The organism is Blautia sp. AF19-10LB, from assembly GCF_003461245.1.
GTDB classification, from domain to species: Bacteria; Bacillota; Clostridia; order Lachnospirales; family Lachnospiraceae; genus Blautia_A; species Blautia_A intestinihominis.
Genome location: NZ_QTWS01000018.1, coordinates 1 through 17,280 on the forward strand (window position 1 = coordinate 1; position 17,280 = coordinate 17,280).

Below are 17,280 nucleotides of genomic sequence, written 5' to 3' on the forward strand. Positions count from 1 at the left end.
GACTTGCATGTGTTAAGCACGCCGCCAGCGTTCATCCTGAGCCAGGATCAAACTCTCTGTAAAAGTGTTTGATGTCTCAAGACAACCAACTAGCTTAGTTATCTCTCGTCATTACTGTTATAAAAAGTTCATTCTATTGAATGATGATTCGTTAAGAATTTTCGAGAATCGTATGTGTTTCACTGTTTAGTTATCAAGGTTCTTTTGTTTTGCTCTCTTGCGACAGCTCATCTAGGTTATCACATTCATCAGCGCTTGTCAAGTACTTTTTTCATTTTCTTTTCGAAGCTTTTATGATGTTTGCGCGTCGCTCTCAGGCGACTTGTCTACTCTATCACATCTTCATTTCCTTGTCAACAACTTTTTTCACATTTTTCAAAACTTTTGAAATTGTTTAAGTTGTTTATTCAGAAGAAACAATTCTTCGTGACAGCTCAGTTAGAATACCACTATAAAACCAATCTGTCAACACCTTTTTTCACTTTTTTTCTTTTTTTGTGTTATACTTTATAGTATCTCCCCAAAATGGGGCAAACATATCACATTACTATAGAAGAAAGAGGTTTTTATCTTGAAACAGCAATCACCCCCTTCAACATCAACCGCAGCAAATCCACTGGGTTCTGCCCCTGTTGGCAGTCTTCTTGCCAAATTTGCAGTCCCTGCCATTATCAGTATGCTGGTCAATGCTCTCTATAATATAGTAGACCAGATCTTTATCGGTCAGGGTGTCGGCATGCTTGGAAATGCCGCTACCAATATTGCATTCCCGGTTACGACGATCTCAACTGCTGCCGCTCTGCTTCTGGGAATCGGTGGTGCATCCAACTATAATCTGGAAATGGGCGCAGGTAATGAGCACAAAGCAAGCGAGATCGCCGGAAGCGCACTTTCCACACTGGTCATCACCGGAGTATCCATTGCCGCAGTCATTCTGATTTTCCTGCGGCCGCTGCTTATCTTTTTTGGCGCGACGGATACTGTTATGCCTTATGCAACAGATTATGTAAGCATCATTGCGATCGGTCTTCCGTTCTTTACTTTATCCGTCGGCGGAAATCATCTGATCCGTGCTGACCGCAGTCCTACTTATTCCATGACCTGCACCCTTACCGGAGCAGTCATCAACACCATCCTGGACCCGTTATTTATCTTTGGTTTCAAATGGGGCATCAAAGGTGGCGCCTGGGCAACTGTGATCGGTCAGATCGTATCTGCATTTCTGGTCCTGCTTTATTTTACAAAATTCCGCAAAATGTATCTGGACCGCAAAATGCTAAAGCCACAAATACACCACCTCAAAGCGATCACTTCACTTGGAATGGCTTCCTGCATCAATCAGATCGCAATTGCAGCTGTTCAGATCGTAATGAACAATATCCTTCGCTATTATGGATCAATTTCTGTTTATGGAAGTGATATTCCGATCGCATGCGTCGGAATCGTATCCAAAGTAAATATGGTCTTCCTGGCAATCTGTATCGGAATCGCTCAGGGTGCACAGCCAATCTGGGGCTTTAACTACGGTGCACGAAAATTTGACCGTGTTCGACAGACATATAAATATTCAGCCACCGCCTGTACGATCATTGCAGTGATCTTTTTCCTGTGCTTTCAGTTTTTCCCTCATCAGATCGTGGGAATGTTTGGCGGCGGAAGTGATCTGTACTTTAAATTTGCGGAAAATTATCTGAGGATCTTTATGCTTCTCACTTTTGCAAATGGCATTCAGCCAATGTCCGCAGGATTTTTTACTTCTATAGGAAAAGCAGGACTTGGTATTATCATGTCCCTTACGAGACAGGTGATCTTCCTGCTTCCACTTGTTGTGATCTTTCCGAAGTTTATGGGAATTGACGGCGTAATGTACGCAGGGCCAATTGCTGATGCGGCGGCTTTTGTACTCGCAGTCGTGTTTGCAAGAAGGGAACTCTCACAGATGAAAAACGAGTAAATCAGCGGACTTGCCACTGGCCACTGACACCTCCTCGATATGCAATGCAACAAAAAAGCCGGAGGGGCAGGTACAATACCCGTCCCCCCTGGCTTTTATTTACAGGCATATTCTTCGACTTCCACCACCACGTCGCCCCTTTTTTCTTTCCATATCATAAGATACACTTTATACCCCAGCGAATCTCGCGCGATCGTAAAAGGCTCTTCTCTCAGAATATCTGACTTATATCCCTGTTCCTCCAATTCCTGCTGTCTTTTTCTCGCCATTTTCAGCATCTTCTCATATTTCCGTTCCAGCTCATCCCCAAGAAAACGCCGTGGATACTCCGCTGTTGCTTCCCGCAGTCTCCGTGTCAGCAGATCCACAACTGCAGCATGTTTCTTTTTATGAAGCATGGCTGCAATTCTTTTTGCCCGGAATTTTGTCGGATGTTTCCGATATGTTTCCAGCTTTTTTTCGAGAGAAATATCTCCGCACTCCGCAGAGAGTTCTTTCATATAAGTAATGGCTTCCTCCGACGGAACCCAGGGATCCTCCCGCGGCACGATATACTTTTCAGGAACTGCCGGATAGCAGCAATAATTTAATGGAGGAAACTCTACAAGTGCCGCCAGACGTTTTTCTTCCTCAGTGCAGTATTCTTCGCCAAGATAATCGTACTTATCTCTCAGAATCGCAAGCCTGTATTCGAGCTGTCTCAGATATTCATATCCCTTAACCCAGAAATGTCCGGTGTACGCATATTCATACAGATACACTTCCAGATCCATCTCTTCAAAAAACAACGTCAAGACTGTCTCTCCCTGTTTCACCACCAGCACAAATTCCTCACCCTGTTTGTTCAGAGATGCTTCCAGTTCTCCCTCATACTCCGCATGATATTCGCCTGTCATCCGGGCATCCCGGAAGACCAGAAAGCTCTCCACAGCATCATTCATCAGGTATACCAGCCGTATATCCTGTCCTCTGCCAGCTCCGCTTTCTGAAAAAATCAACTCAAACTGATCCTGTTCCAGAAGCTGTGCCAGCTTTTCCAATGTATTTTCTGTCATTCTTTCTTCCTTAACTGATCTGCCATCTTACACGGCTTCCATTTTCATCTTTGTTTACGATCAGCTGATCTTCTATCTCCTGTTTAAGTTCTGTCACATGGGAAATGATTCCGATCAGTCTTGAGCCCTCTGCCATCTCCTGAAGGACTTTTACCGCCTGGTTGCGTGAGTGCTCATCCAGCGAACCAAAGCCTTCATCTATAAACATCATATCCAGATTGACCGCCGCAGAACTTTCCTGGATCTGATCTGCCATTCCAAGTGCGAGTGATAATGCCGCCATAAAAGATTCCCCTCCGGAAAGTGTCCGCACTTCCCGTTCTTTGCCGGTGACTGTAGAATATACCATCAGATCCAGTCCGCGATTTTTACCTTCGCCTGCTTTTTCCAAGTCATACATCCGAAATTCAAACTGCCCTGCAGACATCTCCTGAAAACGTCGGTTCGCCGCATAAAGGATCCTCTCCAGATAATATCTCTGGACATACGTTTCCAGATCCATACGTGCTCCACTTACATTTCCTGATGTCATCCGATACAGAGCATCGATCCGGGCATGTTCCTCCACAACTGCCTTTCGTTCTTCCAGTCTGGATGAAAGAGCAGCCAAAATCTCTCCATCGTCTTTGCTGTCCATACGCAGTTGATTATAAATCTTTTCTGCTTCCAGATATTCTGTCTCGGCCAGATCTCTTTCCTTCTGAATTTCTTCCAGGACTGGCCGTCCGACCTTCCCAACTGCATTCTTTGCAGAATCCCTCCTTGCCTGCTGTGCCGCTTTCTTTTCATAATAAGTATTAACTGTTTTCTGAAATTCTTCTGCCGCCTCACGGCTGTAAGCCTCTGCAAGTTCTTTCCATTCTTTTTCCGCCATCTGCTTCGTGCTCATTATTTCTATATAAGAAGTTTTTCGTTCTTCCACGCACTGTTTCTGTGTCGGAATTTCCTGTTGATAACGGCCGATCAGTGTCTCTGCCTGCTTTTGCGAATTCACAGCTTCTTTTGCTTCTGCCGAAGCCTTCTGATATGTTTCCTCCGCACGCTGTTTGCTGCTCACTGCCTGATGCAAAGCTGCCTTTGCCGCTTCTTCTGTCTGAAATTCTGCAGAATCTTTCAGATTTTTCAATGTAGCCTCACTGCCTGCCAGTTTTTCTGCCGCTTCTTTTTCTTCTGTCATACATTGAGTATACGTTTCCCGAAGTTTTCGTCTCTGTTCTTCTATATTCTGAAGTGCCTCACGGAGTTTCGCCAGAAGTTTCGCGTCTTTCTTTAACTTGTTCAGTTCTTCTTCCAGCTGCTGCTTCCAGTTCTCCAGCACCTGGTCCATTTCTGTCACACTCGACTGCTCCGTTATAGAAGAAATACTTTTTCCCAGACGTTCCTGAAGTTTTCGTACACTGCCAATGTAGGTCGTTTTTCGTGTCTCATATTCTGCTCTTGCCGCCGCGACATCTCCTGCCGATTTCTCCTGCTTTTTGCGAAGTTTATCCACATTTATCTGCATATTCTGGAGTTTTTCTTCGGAGATATCCACATATTCCACAGCCCTTTTATGTGGATTCGGATGTTCTGTCGAGCCACATACGGGACATGGTTTTCCCGGTTCCAGTTCTTCCGCAAGAAAACCTGCCTGTGCGTTCAAAAAACGCTGTCTCATACTCTCATATTTTGTATTTGCCGCATTATAATCTTCTGTTATTCTGACATAATCTTCTCTTGCTTTGATCGCTTTTTTGCGGCACTGCTCTGCCTGATTTCCAAGTGTTCGAACGTCAGAAATTTCCTGCGAAACAGCATCTGCTTCTTCCTTTTTCCCCTCCGCAACTGCCAGTTTTTTGTCCACTTCTGCCAGCTCTTCACTCTGTATTTTCCACTGTTCAGCTTTCTGCTCCAGAGTTTCCTGCTGCTGCTGTGTTTTCTGCGTTTTTCTGGTCGCTTCGTTGTAACTTTTTCTGTCTGTTTCTGTCTGTATAGAAAGGTTTTTTATCTGCGTCAAAACCTCTAATGACTTCTGTACTTTCTCAGATATTCTGCTGTGATTCTGCAGCTCCTGATCGTATGTCTGCTTCGCCTGTTCTTCAGCACTTTCGGCTGCTTCCCGCGCGTTTTTCAGCATTGGCAGGCGTTTTTCCTGACTCAGCAGTGCTTCTTCCAGATCTCTCAGATGTTTCTGGGCATCACTCAGAAGCATATAGTTTTCCCTGATCTCCCAGGTATCTCTGATACGTCCGAGCAGCCCCTGCATCTCCTTTATTCTGCCTTCATCAGATGCATATTGCTGCAGTTTCTGTTCCGCATCTTCGAGCTGTACAAACCACTTCAGAAGTTCTTCTGCTCTTGTATATGCCTCTCTTTTTTCATCTCTTTTTTTAGCCGCTTCCTGGTATTCTTTTTCCGCCTCGCGGGTATGTTTTCCCAGCCAGTCACATAGTATTTCCAGCTCTTTCAGGAAATCTGTGAGGCGTGTCATCTCACCTTCTTCAAGTTGTTTTTTCAACTGTTTGAGTATCTCTGATCCGTATATTTCAGGTATGCGGATCCTGCTCACTTCGCTCTGACACTGTGTTTTCAAAACAGCGATCTCTTTCTCTTTTGCACGCTTCCGATTACCCAGTTCTGCCACGATCTCCTGGTACATTTCTGTATTAAAAAGCTTCCGGAAGATCACTTTTTTGTCATCGGATCTTGCCCGCAGAAGCTCCATAAATTCACCCTGTGCGATCATCGCAACCTGCATGAACTGCCCCTTCGTAAGTCCTGTGATCTCCTGTAATTTCCGGTCAGTTTCTTTGGACGGATATTCAGTCCCATCCGGCATAATGAGACTTACAGATCCCGTAACTTCTCTCTGTTTTCCCTTCGCCGCACCTCTGGTGATCATCTTGAGATGTCTCGGAACGCGGCGCACGGTATACACTTCCCTGGTCTCGCCCTGTCCCTCTGCAAAGACAAGTTCCACAAACGGTTCCTGCGCAAAATCCACATACTGACTCTGCAGAACAACGCCGTCTTTCTTATTTGTCGAAGAACTTGCCTCCCCATATAAAGCAAATACGATCGCATCAAAAATAGTCGTTTTCCCCGCTCCGGTATCTCCCGTAATAAGAAAAAGATTCTGGTTTACTTTCTCAAAATCGATCACTGTTTCCTTACCATAAGAGCCAAATGCCTGCATTTTTAAGCGTAAAGGTTTCATCTATTTCACCCCCTGAACCGTGTAAAGTACATCCTGCAGGATCGTCTTCTCTTCCTCATCCAGATCTTTTAGAAAAGAGCAGCATAACTCATAAGGGTCAAGCAGTTCTTCCGTCTGTAACGTTCTGGTATAATCAGCTTTTCTCAGATTTTCCCTTCGGATCTCCAGCAGATTCGGAAATGCCAGCCGGATGCGCTCCTGCATATCGATCACATCAAGATCTGCTTTATCTGTCAAAATGACTGTTACATAATCTGCACAGGATTCTTCCAGAACCTCTTCCAGTGTTCCCTTTACAACCTTCACCTGACGCAGTGGTTCAAGTGGTAAGACTGTTGTTTTGACTTCGCCTTTTGCGCCCATTTCTACCATTATGATCCCTTTCTGCTGCTGTGCTTCACTCACAGAGCAGGCGAGAGGTGTTCCGCAATAACGCCAGTTTTCGCTGCCAGCTTTCATTGGTTTGTGGATATGTCCAAGCGCCGCATAATCAAAAATCTCCAACACATCTGCGGAAATTTCATCGATATTTCCTACCGTGCAGATTTCTGATTCCATTCGCTCGATCTCATCTGCTTTCTTGCCGACAGGAAGATAAAACTGGTGGCTGACGAGTACATTTCTGTCATTCTCATCAATTTCCTCACGCCCGATCAGTCTGTGCAGAGTTTCATTATAAGAAAGATTATTTCCATTCTCATCCACCCCCACGACCTGTTTGACCATAGATGGTTTTACAAACGGAAGCAGATAAAAATTCACGTTTCCATATGCATCATGCAGAACGACTTTTTCTATATATTCTGCCTCTGTTCTCGGTGGCTGACCGATCATATATACCTTCTGTCTGGACAAAACATTTCGAAAACAGTTGACCCTCGGCGCACTGTCGTGATTTCCGCTGATCATCATGATCACCGCATTCGGAACAGTCTCCGTCAGTTCTTCGAGAAACCGGTCAAAAACTTCGACTGCTTCGGCAGACGGAACGGCTTTATCATAAATGTCTCCCGCGATCACAACCGCATCCGTCTCTTCCCGACCTGCTGCCTCGACGATCTTACTCAAAATATATTCCTGATCTTCCCGCAGATCACGGTTCATTAATTTCAATCCGATATGTAAATCTGATAAGTGAAAAAATTTCATAGTCACGTTCCTCTCCGGCAGTATTTTCTGCCTGTTACGATTCACCCTATTCATGGCACTCTCTGTCTCCATCATAACATCTTAGCTGTCTGCCTGCATCTTTTTCTTTCGCTATTTCTCAACAAGGAACTTTTTTATGTCGTTTCTTTTGCCTTTTGCACAATTTACTTATTCTAAAACCGATATTTTTCAGCTTTTATTAGTTACTTTTTACAAAGTTTTTTTGTCTTATTGATTTTTTTTGTGTATTATGATACACTTTGTTAAAAGGTATTACCTCATACCAATAATATCAAAAAATAAGAAAAAGGAGCAGCAAAACATGTATAGAGAACATGAATATTATCTGAAACGATGCATCGAAGTTTCCAAAACATCCCGTGAACACGGAAACACACCATTCGGCGCAATCCTCGTTGACGAGGATGGAAATATCCTGTTAGAACAGGAAAATGTAGAGATTTCCACTCACAAGAGCACCGGACACGCTGAAACACAGCTTGCAGAAAAGGCATCCACCATGTATTCCAAAGATTTTCTCTGGAAATGCACACTGTATACAACCGCAGAGCCATGTGCAATGTGCGCCGGCTGTATTTACTGGTCCAATATCGGCCGCGTCGTTTATGCAATGACAGAAAAGGATCTGCTGTCACTGACCGGATCTGATGAACAGAATCCTACCTTTGATCTTCCATGCAGAGATGTTTTTGCCAGAGGTCAGAAGGATATCCGGGTGATCGGACCATTCCCGGAACTTGCACCGCTTGCAGCTGAAGTTCACAGGGGATTCTGGAACAAATAACTTATGGGATCAGGGATTACAAAAACTATTTTATTTTTTTAGAGGGTATTTACTATGGGAAACACAAACAATACTAACGAACAGGATACAGAGTTCGCACTTTGTACCGTTCCTGAGAATGAGCGAAAAAGCTATTTCAGTCTGACGATCGTCTGGACTGGATTCGTATTTGTTATTACCAGTATGATGGCAGGAGGGGGATTATCTGCCGGGCTGGATTTTAAGGGAATTTTACTTGCTGTTGTACTTGGAAACGTCTTTTTGAGCATAATCGCCGTGGCTGTCAGCTATATTGCCAGCAAAACAGGCCTTACCTTTGCTCTGCTTACCAAATACAGCTTTGGTGAAAAAGGCTCCCGCGTTGCTTCCATGTTTGTACCTGTCGTAAACATCGGCTGGTATACCATTCAGGCAGCAACCTACGGACATTTTATCGCCCAGGCATTTAACTGGAGCGGAACTGCTGAATTATTCTGCATGGCTGTCAGTGCAGTTATCATGGGGATTTTCTCCATGAAAGGCTACAAGGCTATCAGTATTCTTGGATACATTGCAATCCCTGCAATCGTATTCCTGTCACTGGCAACCTCCATCTGTGCAGTAGGCATGGTTGGTGCAGACGGCATCTGGAACCATGTTCCGACCGACAGTATTTCTATCGGAAGCGGAATCACGATTGTAATCGGTACCTGGATTCTTTCCACTGCTACCTGTATCGCAGATATCATGCGCTATGCAAAATCTGCCAAATCTGCAATCGCAGCTACACTTACCGGACTTCTGGGCGGAAATATTTTTATGATTCTCTGCGGTACACTGACTTCCATCGCTGTTGGAGACAGTGATCTGACAAACGTACTGTTATCCATGGGTCTGCTGATTCCATGTCTGATCCTGATGACTACCAATATTTTTACTACCAATGCATCAAACCTGTATTCGACTTCACTGAACCTGTCCAACGCATTCAAGATGGACCGTAAGAAGATTATCATTGTGATCCTGATCATCTCTGCCGGTGCAACGCTCTGCAGACCTTATCAGATCTCATTCCTGTTTACATTCCTGAACCTGCTTGGTACTATCGTACCTCCACTTCCGGGAATTATTCTGGCTGACTATTTCATCATTCATCATGGAAGTTACGCCAGACTTGAAGGTGTGAAATTCCACAACTTCAACATTATCCCGTGGATTGCATGGGTTCTTTCACTGGTTCTGGTATTTACACTTCCATTTGGACTTCCGTCCCTGAATGGACTGATCCTCGGTGCAGTCATCTATACTGTACTTATGAAAATCACCAAAAAACAGGTTATCAAGGAGGATTAACTCATGGAAGAACTGAGAAAATATAAAATCGCAGCACTTATCGGAATCATCGTCATGGGCATCGGTGCTTTTATGGCGTGCCTCTGCACAACTTCATCACTGATCATGACAGGAAATGTTTTATTGATTGCCAGCATCTTTGTTCTGATCTACGCTTTTTCATCCTGGCAGCCGTAACAGAAACAATACTCAGCTTTGATAAATTTTTTCCTACCAAAAAAGAAACAGATCTTCTGTTCCGCACAGAGGATCTGTTTCTTTTTTATTTACTGTTCAAAAAATTCTTTTACGGATCTGGGAATACTTCAGTATAGAAGTATTGATATATTCACGAATATAAACACTCTCCCGGTTCTTCTCATCATAATTTACCGAACTCAGAAAAAGAAATGGTTTTCGCTCCGGAAAACCTTTTACTTTCATTCCTCTCGGCAGTATATCATCGCTCAGGATGGTATCGATTTCCACCTTATCCCAGGCAATCCTTCTTCCGGTTTCCTGATAAAGAAAATAGAAAATACTGTCTTTGTAGTTCTTCAGTTTCTCCAGTGCCTCCTCAGAAAAAATTTCTGTCGACACATAATCGTAGCTGATCACGCAGGGATGTTCATCCGCATAAAATACCTTAAGTGCACTCCAGACCTGTGCTCCCGGTGCCAGTCTCAATGCTTCCGCTACTTCTTTTTCGGCCGGCTCCATCCGAATTTCCAGTATCTCCATCCGTGCTTTATATCCACTGCTCTCGATCAGATCCGGAAAATGGATTGCCTGGTCAAACCGGCATGCAATTTCCCGAAAGTGCGGATTGACAAAAGTACCTCTTCCATGAACCCGGATGATAATTCCCTCTGCTGCCAGATCATCCAGCACGCTTCGAAGCGTCACCCTGCTGATCCCGAGAATACGGCAGAGTTCCTCTTCCCGCGGGAGTTTGTTGGCTACATCCAGATCCAGAGAATGAATATACTCTTCCAGTTCCGCACGAACCTGAGATTTAAGATTAATCTTTTTTATCTGTTTCATTATAATCATCAGTTCTTTCTGGTATATTTTCTTTTCTGTAAATAATAGTACCACAATTTCCTGATATATGAAAAGATTAGATTGATACTTTTATACTACAACAAAATTACTATCCCAATTAACTCCCATATATATTGACGTATTCTCATGTTTTTTTTATAATCAAACTACACCTACACCAGATAAAAAATTGAATATGATTCGACTATAATTTATGTAGGGAGGTTTTCTATTGTTTCAAATTTCATATTCCAAAAAGGCAATCAAATTTTTAAAACGCCAGGATATTCCTTCGCAGAAAAGATTGATAGCAGCCATTTCCAGACTTCCGTTGGAGGGTGATATAAAGAAATTACAGGGTACCGACGGATATCGTCTTCGTGTAGGAAATTTCAGAGTTTTATTTAATGTTAATGGTATCATAATAGATATCATCGATATCGGAAACCGTGGTCAGATTTATAAAGGAGTGTGATACTATGTCCAGTATAAAAGAACGAATTTTCGGAGCTGTTACTGTTATGAGCGAAGAGGATGCGCAAAAAGTCTGGGATCTGATTCTCTCCACTTTTGCTCTTGATAATATCGAACAGGTTGTGCCTGATCCCGACGAACAGGCAATTATGAACGCCTATAAAAATGGCGATCCTGATTATCAGCCATCTGTTTCTCAGGAAGATTTGCTTAAAGAATTGAATTTAAAATAACAAGAAAAAAGTTCCTGACAAAGTGCCGGGAACTTTTTTCTGTCTTATTTTTTATTTGTGTTTCTTCAAAATCCTTGTCTGCAGCGATGCCATGACTTCGCTTTCGGTTCCATAGAGCAGTTCATACTCTGCCGGAACTGGAACAGCCTGTGGCTTGCGCGCATAGTTCTGGATGAAGAGGTATTCAGTGTCTTCGCTTTCTCTTACGGTTACGGCAACGCCTTCCGGAATGAATTCGATCGGGGATTTCAGACCTGCTTCTGCAGCTACTCTGCCGTAGAAGTCCTGATAGAATCCAAGTTCCATATCCGCGCATACATAGTATACATGGCCTTTGCCGAATGCCTTGTGTGTCAGCACCGGATATCCCTGATAGAAGTCTTCGCCGTAGCGCATCAGCACTTCCGCATCGGAAACTTCAACCAGTTCGCAGAGGTTTTTGCAGGTATATACGCTGCTGATTCCAAGATGGCTTCCTGCCTCCGGGATTGCATGATTTTCTTCCCAGTCATAGAGAGCATCGATCTCTGCACTGCGGATTCCGGTCACATCCATAAGACCATACGGAGTTCCATCAAGGAAGCATCTGTCTGTACCGTCCACCAGTCCTGACCAATAGGAAAGCACCAGAGTTCCGCCGTTCTCTACATAAGTACGGAGTTTTTCTTCGTATCCGTCTTTGAACATATATGCCATCGGAGCTGCCAGGACTTTGTAGTCTGCAAGGTCATGTTCCATTGCGATAACGTCAACATTCAGACCCTGTTCTCTAAGTGCACGGTAGTTCTTCTGCACATTTTCACGATAATGCATATCTACATTTCTCGGTCCCTGCACATCAGCGATCGCCCAGTCATTTTCGCGGTCATAAAGGACAGCCGCCTGTGACCTCATACTGGTTCCAACAGTCTCCTGAATCTGTTCCAGAACCTCTCCAACCTCTGTTACTTCACGGAAAACACGGGTATCTTCTTTGCCGTAATGATCGATCACAGCACCGTGGAATTTCTCGGAAGCGCCCTGACTCTGACGAAGCTGGAAATACAGAACACTGTCAGAACCGTGAGCAACTGCCTGGAGAGAACCTGCCAGAAGCATTCCCGGTTTTTTGAGTTTGTTGATCGGTTTCCAGTTCGTTGCAGACGGGCAGGATTCCATAAGAAGGAACGGCGCTTTCTTGATGCTGCGCATCAGGTCGTGCTGCATTGCCGCGTCAACAGCTGTGACATATTCCTCTTTTTTGTGCCATCCCGGATAGTTGTCCCAGGATACAATATCAAGAACATCTTTGAATTTTTTGTAATCCAGACCGTCAAAATCATACATCAGATTGGCGGTCACAGGCAGTTCAGAACCTCCTTCACGAATCGCATCAACCTCATTTTTGATAAAGTCGATCGTCTGATCTGTGACAAAACGCTTCCAGTCAAGTTTCAGTGCATGAAGTTCATTTTCACCCTTCGTGGATGGGCTTTCGATCTGATCAAAGCTGTTGTAAATGTGGCTCCAGAATGTTGTGCACCAGCTCTTGTTGAGGTTTTCGATCGTGCCATATTTTTCTTTCAGCCATTCTCTGAACTTCGCCTGGCACAGCGGGCAATGGCATTCTCCACCGAACTCGTTGGAGATGTGCCACAGCATAACTGCCGGATGTTTGCCGAATCTTTCGGCTAATTTCTTATCGATCGCATGGACTTTTTCTCTGTATACCGGAGAGGTAAAGCAGTGATTATGTCTGCCTCCGAAAAATCTTCTTGTTCTGTCCGGGTCCATACGAAGGACTTCTTCGTATTTGTCTGCCATCCATTTTGGTCTTGCTCCTGACGGAGTTGCAAGGATGGTATAGATGCCTTCTTTGTAAAGATTATTGATAATCTCTTCCAGCCAGTCGAAGTTATATTTTCCTTCTTCCGGTTCAAGAACAGCCCAGGAAAAAATCCCTACCGATACAGTGTTGATATGTGCTTTTTTGAAATATTCGATGTCTTTCTGAAGGATATCCGGGCGGTCAAGCCACTGCTCCGGGTTATAATCTCCACCATGAAGGTAACGTCCGTATTTCATCTGTTTCGCCATGTTGTCTCCTCTTAAAGTCCTTTAAATACAAAGGAAAATTCCATCTTTTTATCGGTTTCCAGTAAATATTCTTCGTGTGTGCGTGCTCCCCAGCTGTCATCTCCACCGATTCCCATCTGGTCTTTTGCAACACGTACAACAGTGTAATGAACCTCCGGAAGTTCGTATGGATGCATTGCATTTTCCATCTCATGCGGAGTGTATGGAAGTGCTGAGAACATCATTGGACCATTGTTCTCATCCATCTCAAAGAGCATTCCTCTTCCCTTGCGGTCAGTTACTTTTGCCCAGCGCACTTCTTCTTTTGCACCACATTCCTGCGGAACCATATATCTTGCAATATTGTCTGCGACTTTGTTTGCATAGATGCCAAGTTTTGCTCCTTTTTTACGGTCAGAATAGGTCTCTGCCTCTCCAAGTCCGTACCATTCCACACGGTCATAATCTGCATTGAATTTGAAGATCACACCAAATTCCGGCATGTCGCCAAGTTCTTTGACTGGGTCATAACTGAGGGTTGTCTTTACTCTTCCATCACCGGATACTTCATAGGAAAGTCTGCATTCGCTGAGTGGTGTGGTCGGCATGAGATACGTGTAAGTCACTTTTACAGTCTTCTCATTTACCTCTACTTCCGGCTCATTTCCCGGGCCGTATGGTCCCTGACGGAAGTCTTTGTGGCTTAAGTACATGCTGGCGATCTTCCACTGTCCGTAGCGCATTCCCATGAGATTTCCACAGTCATTATCCGTTGGTGCACGCCAGAAGTTTGGCTTTGGAATTGCCTCGATCATTTCTTTTCCGGCATATTTATAAGATACCAGACCGCCGTTCAATACAGAGAAAAGTACTTCAAAATGCGCTCCTCTGACACCGATATTGTGTGTACTGCGGATCACTTTTACACCTTCCGGGCAGGTCTTTTTCGGTTTTTCAACCTGGTATACATACTGTCCAAAAGCTACCTCATGTCCCGCTTCTGCCCATGCTTTATCTTCTTTCAGATGGAAGGAAACAGTCACTGCATATTCGCCTGGTTTCTCTTCTTTTGCGAGTGGAAGTGCATAGGTTTCTTCGCTTAATGGAGCAACTGCCGTTGCAAGAGAAGCCTTGCGGATCACTTTACCATTCTTTGCAACAGTTACTTTGCAGTCAAAAATATCTGTGTTCACAAACAGGTTCTTGTTGATGACTTTTACGCTGTCTGCACTGACTTCTGCAGTGATGTTCTGGTAGTTGAATTTGACTTCCTGCATCTTCGGAGAAGCATCTCTGTTTCCACCATATGCGATACCGTTTCCGCTGAAGTTGTAGTCTGTCGGACGTTCTCCGAAGTCACCGCCGTACGCCTGGAACTCTTTGCCGTAGCGGTCTTTTTTGTAGATAGACTGATCAATGTAGTCCCAGATAAATCCACCCTGATACTTCGGTTCTGTGTCGGTCAGATCTGTATATTTGTGCATTGCACCACAGGAATTTCCCATCGCATGAGTGTATTCACAGCAGATGAACGGCTTGGAATCATCTTTTGCAAGGAACTTTTTGATTGCCTCTACAGACGGGTACATCTGGCTTTCCATATCGCTGGTATCGTTATATCTGCGGTCATGGCAAAGACCTTCATAGTGAACCAGACGGGTCGGGTCTGTGTTGCGGAAGAACTGGGACATTTCAAAAATATCCTTGCCTCCGAAGGACTCATTTCCGCAGGACCAGATCAGGATCGCCGTGTGGTTTTTATCTCTCTGATACATGGAATTTGCACGGTCAAGCATCATATCCAGCCATTCCGGCTTGTCATGCGGTACAACGTAAGTGTAGTCCTTTGTAAATTCAGCAACATCCCAGGAACCGTGGGATTCCAGGTTTGTCTCATCGATCATATAGATTCCGTATTCATCGCAGAGCTGATAGATCAGGGATGCATCCGGATAATGGCAGGTACGGATCGCATTAATATTGTTCTGCTTCATCGTCTTAAGGTCTTTGCGAAGTTCTTCTTCGGATACGTGTCTTCCGCTTACAGAACTGAATTCATGACGGTTCACGCCCTTGAATACGATACGTTTTCCATTCAGTGTCATGATGCCGTCTTTCATTTCAAAACGACGGAATCCAACTCTCTGAGGGATCACTTCCTGAAGCTCTCCTTCCTCATTATAAACTTCCAGTGTCAGGTCATAAAGCTGTGGATCTTCTGCGCTCCAGAGTACCGGATCTGCTACTTTCCAGGAATAAATTTCTTCTCCGTCGAGTGCTTTTTTGTCCTCGATCACGGTCTCTCCGTCTTTGGAAAGAGTAATCTTAACTGTGCCTTTGCCCCAGGTATTTGTTCTGATCTCAAGTGCTGCTGCACTTAATGTTTCATCCGGGATCGCACGGATCTGAAGGTCATAAACATGAACTTCCGGTACAGTATAAAGGTAAACATCTCTGTAAATTCCGGAGAAACGGAAGAAGTCCTGGTCCTCGCACCAGCTGCTTGCTGTCCATTTGAATACCTGTGCTGCGAGTTTGTTTTCGCCTTCTTTTACATACTCGGTCAGTTCAAATTCTGACGGTGTAAAAGAGTCTTCACTGTATCCGACGAAGTGTCCGTTGAGCCATAATGCAATGCCGCTCTCTGCTCCCTGGAAGGAGATAAAGAGACGTTTCCCCTGCATTTCTTTCGGCACTTCAAAGTATTTCACGTAGCTTGCAACCGGATTGAAATGCTCCGGAATCTCACCCGGATGGATGTCCTCGTGGCCTTCCCACGGATACTGTACGTTAGCATACTGAGGTGCATCATATCCTTCCATCTGGATATGGGCCGGTACACGGATATCATCCCAGTCTCTGCAGCAATATTCTTCTTTTTCGAATCCCAGAATCGCACTTCCATAGTTACGGGCATAGTGGAATTTCCAGATTCCGTTGAGGTCATAACGGAAGGAAGTTTCTTTTTCCTGCGCTTCCTCTCCATCTCTGTAATATGTGTGGTCAGAATGTGCATCCATTCTTCCATCTTTGAAATACTGTGGATCTTTTACTAAAGAATAATCAAAAGTTTTCATCATTATCCTCCTGCGTTTTATGGATTCATTATAGTATGTATCTTTCTCATGTGGTATAATAAGTCATTCCAAAAAATATAACATTTCGAAACAAGGTAAGCTTATGCCAATTTACTTCCGAAACACTCCCGTAACCATGCCATTCATGTTTGATTCTGTCGGAAACCACTGGTATCAGGAGAGTATGCAGCGTCCGAACGGACATCCACATTATCATTATCTCCAGACGGAGAAGGGACGTGGACGAATTGAGATCCGTGGAAAACATTATATCCTGGAGGAACAGGAAGGAATCCTGATTGCACCGTCTGTCCCTCATTCTTATACGAAAGAATCTGAGGAATGGGATACTGTTTTTGCCACATTTACCGGCACACTCTCTTCCGGGATCTCTTCGATCCTTCAGAATCAGTCGGTTGTTTTTGTCAGTAAGGAGCAGGGATGTCTGATCGAGCACATCATTTCGGACGCCGTTTCTGAATTCCAGAAATCCATTCCTGACATGAAAGTTCTCTCTACGCTCTGCTATGACCTGCTGCTTGCTTTTACTCTGGACACTTCTTCCGGAAATCTGACCGCCGATCCGTTGTATCAGAGATATGTTGCCCCCACTGTACGGGAAATCGAAACCAGATATTCTGAGGAACTGACTGTTCAGGAATTGAGCAGCCAGGTTTTTGTCACTCCTCAGTATCTCTCCCGACTGTTCCGCAAATTCCTGGGTGTTTCGGTCTATGAATATCTGACCGGCTACCGGATCAACAAATCCAAGGAACTGTTGCTGACTCACACGCACATGAAGATCCAGGAGATTTCCCTCGCGTCCGGTTTCACAGACACCAGCCACTTTATTTCGATCTTTCGGAAATACACGGGAACCACTCCACTTGATTTCCGTAAGGTTTACCACATGTAAATACGTTAAAA

13 protein-coding genes and 1 rRNA gene are annotated in these 17,280 nt (G+C 44.3%); 7 read left to right on the forward strand and 7 right to left on the reverse strand.

What is annotated here, in order from left to right; translation table 11 throughout:
• Window positions 1–63: ribosomal RNA gene (locus DWX28_RS10755) — 16S ribosomal RNA — on the reverse strand; the annotation flags it as partial.
• A 508-nt stretch (window positions 64–571) separates the two neighbouring features.
• Between DWX28_RS10755 and DWX28_RS10760 the strand changes: the two genes are divergently transcribed.
• The gene (locus tag DWX28_RS10760) at window positions 572–1,954 is read left to right on the forward strand and encodes an MATE family efflux transporter (protein WP_118252674.1); all 1,383 of its coding nucleotides are present in this window, start codon (window positions 572–574) and stop codon (window positions 1,952–1,954) included.
• A gap of 95 nt (window positions 1,955–2,049) precedes the next feature.
• Here the strand turns inward: DWX28_RS10760 and DWX28_RS10765 are convergent, their stop codons facing one another.
• Genes DWX28_RS10765 through DWX28_RS10775 form a run of 3 tightly spaced genes read right to left on the reverse strand, consistent with a single transcriptional unit; the run spans window position 2,050 to window position 7,354 of the window.
• Entirely contained in the window at window positions 2,050–3,009 is a 960-nt protein-coding gene (locus tag DWX28_RS10765) for a DUF3878 family protein (protein ID WP_118252675.1), read from the reverse strand.
• A gap of 10 nt (window positions 3,010–3,019) precedes the next feature.
• Window positions 3,020–6,205: an SbcC/MukB-like Walker B domain-containing protein gene (locus DWX28_RS10770; protein ID WP_118252676.1), complete on the reverse strand. Its 3,186-nt coding sequence runs from the start codon at window positions 6,203–6,205 to the stop codon at window positions 3,020–3,022.
• The gene (locus DWX28_RS10775) at window positions 6,206–7,354 is read right to left on the reverse strand and encodes an exonuclease SbcCD subunit D (RefSeq protein WP_118252677.1); all 1,149 of its coding nucleotides are present in this window, start codon (window positions 7,352–7,354) and stop codon (window positions 6,206–6,208) included.
• Between the two features lie 322 nt (window positions 7,355–7,676).
• Between DWX28_RS10775 and DWX28_RS10780 the strand changes: the two genes are divergently transcribed.
• From DWX28_RS10780 to DWX28_RS19390, 3 genes are read left to right on the forward strand one after another with little or no spacing between them, the layout of a single operon-like run.
• Window positions 7,677–8,159, forward strand: coding sequence for a nucleoside deaminase (locus DWX28_RS10780; RefSeq protein ID WP_118252678.1), 483 nt, complete (start codon window positions 7,677–7,679; stop codon window positions 8,157–8,159).
• Window positions 8,160–8,213: 54 nt separating this feature from the next.
• The gene (locus DWX28_RS10785; protein ID WP_118252679.1) at window positions 8,214–9,491 is read left to right on the forward strand and encodes a cytosine permease; all 1,278 of its coding nucleotides are present in this window, start codon (window positions 8,214–8,216) and stop codon (window positions 9,489–9,491) included.
• A gap of 3 nt (window positions 9,492–9,494) precedes the next feature.
• Window positions 9,495–9,668 carry a hypothetical protein gene (locus DWX28_RS19390; protein WP_158565305.1) on the forward strand — a complete coding sequence of 58 codons (174 nt, stop codon included), beginning with the start codon at window positions 9,495–9,497 and terminating at the stop codon, window positions 9,666–9,668.
• 96 nt (window positions 9,669–9,764) lie between these two features.
• Here the strand turns inward: DWX28_RS19390 and DWX28_RS10790 are convergent, their stop codons facing one another.
• On the reverse strand, window positions 9,765–10,514 hold the full coding sequence (locus tag DWX28_RS10790; RefSeq protein ID WP_158565306.1) for a GntR family transcriptional regulator: 750 nt from the start codon (window positions 10,512–10,514) through the stop codon (window positions 9,765–9,767).
• A gap of 232 nt (window positions 10,515–10,746) precedes the next feature.
• Between DWX28_RS10790 and DWX28_RS10795 the strand changes: the two genes are divergently transcribed.
• Together DWX28_RS10795 and DWX28_RS10800 are read left to right on the forward strand one after the other, a co-directional pair.
• The gene (locus tag DWX28_RS10795; RefSeq protein ID WP_022214525.1) at window positions 10,747–10,989 is read left to right on the forward strand and encodes a type II toxin-antitoxin system RelE family toxin; all 243 of its coding nucleotides are present in this window, start codon (window positions 10,747–10,749) and stop codon (window positions 10,987–10,989) included.
• A gap of 4 nt (window positions 10,990–10,993) precedes the next feature.
• Window positions 10,994–11,221 (forward strand): hypothetical protein, encoded by a 228-nt coding sequence (locus tag DWX28_RS10800; RefSeq protein ID WP_022214524.1) that lies wholly within the window; start codon window positions 10,994–10,996, stop codon window positions 11,219–11,221.
• Window positions 11,222–11,272: 51 nt separating this feature from the next.
• Here DWX28_RS10800 and DWX28_RS10805 read toward each other — a convergent pair whose 3' ends face one another.
• Window positions 11,273–13,297: a beta-galactosidase gene (locus DWX28_RS10805; RefSeq protein ID WP_118252680.1), complete on the reverse strand. Its 2,025-nt coding sequence runs from the start codon at window positions 13,295–13,297 to the stop codon at window positions 11,273–11,275.
• An 11-nt stretch (window positions 13,298–13,308) separates the two neighbouring features.
• Entirely contained in the window at window positions 13,309–16,353 is a 3,045-nt protein-coding gene (locus tag DWX28_RS10810; protein ID WP_118252681.1) for a glycoside hydrolase family 2 TIM barrel-domain containing protein, read from the reverse strand.
• A 103-nt stretch (window positions 16,354–16,456) separates the two neighbouring features.
• On the opposite strand from DWX28_RS10810, the gene DWX28_RS10815 reads away from it, so the two are divergent.
• On the forward strand, window positions 16,457–17,269 hold the full coding sequence (locus tag DWX28_RS10815) for an AraC family transcriptional regulator (RefSeq protein ID WP_118252682.1): 813 nt from the start codon (window positions 16,457–16,459) through the stop codon (window positions 17,267–17,269).
• The last annotated feature ends 11 nt before the right edge of the window (window positions 17,270–17,280 follow it).

Bases quoted from the DNA above. Each gene is read 5' to 3' on its own strand.
- DWX28_RS10765 (WP_118252675.1), bottom strand. From the start codon at position 3,009: ATGACAGAAAATACATTGGAAAAGCTGGCACAGCTTCTGGAACAGGAT.
- DWX28_RS10770 (WP_118252676.1), bottom strand. From the start codon at position 6,205: ATGAAACCTTTACGCTTAAAAATGCAGGCATTTGGCTCTTATGGTAAG.
- DWX28_RS10775 (WP_118252677.1), bottom strand. From the start codon at position 7,354: ATGAAATTTTTTCACTTATCAGATTTACATATCGGATTGAAATTAATG.
- DWX28_RS10780 (WP_118252678.1), top strand. From the start codon at position 7,677: ATGTATAGAGAACATGAATATTATCTGAAACGATGCATCGAAGTTTCC.
- DWX28_RS10785 (WP_118252679.1), top strand. From the start codon at position 8,214: ATGGGAAACACAAACAATACTAACGAACAGGATACAGAGTTCGCACTT.
- DWX28_RS19390 (WP_158565305.1), top strand. From the start codon at position 9,495: ATGGAAGAACTGAGAAAATATAAAATCGCAGCACTTATCGGAATCATC.
- DWX28_RS10790 (WP_158565306.1), bottom strand. From the start codon at position 10,514: ATGAAACAGATAAAAAAGATTAATCTTAAATCTCAGGTTCGTGCGGAA.
- DWX28_RS10800 (WP_022214524.1), top strand. From the start codon at position 10,994: ATGTCCAGTATAAAAGAACGAATTTTCGGAGCTGTTACTGTTATGAGC.
- DWX28_RS10805 (WP_118252680.1), bottom strand. From the start codon at position 13,297: ATGGCGAAACAGATGAAATACGGACGTTACCTTCATGGTGGAGATTAT.
- DWX28_RS10810 (WP_118252681.1), bottom strand. From the start codon at position 16,353: ATGAAAACTTTTGATTATTCTTTAGTAAAAGATCCACAGTATTTCAAA.
- DWX28_RS10815 (WP_118252682.1), top strand. From the start codon at position 16,457: ATGCCAATTTACTTCCGAAACACTCCCGTAACCATGCCATTCATGTTT.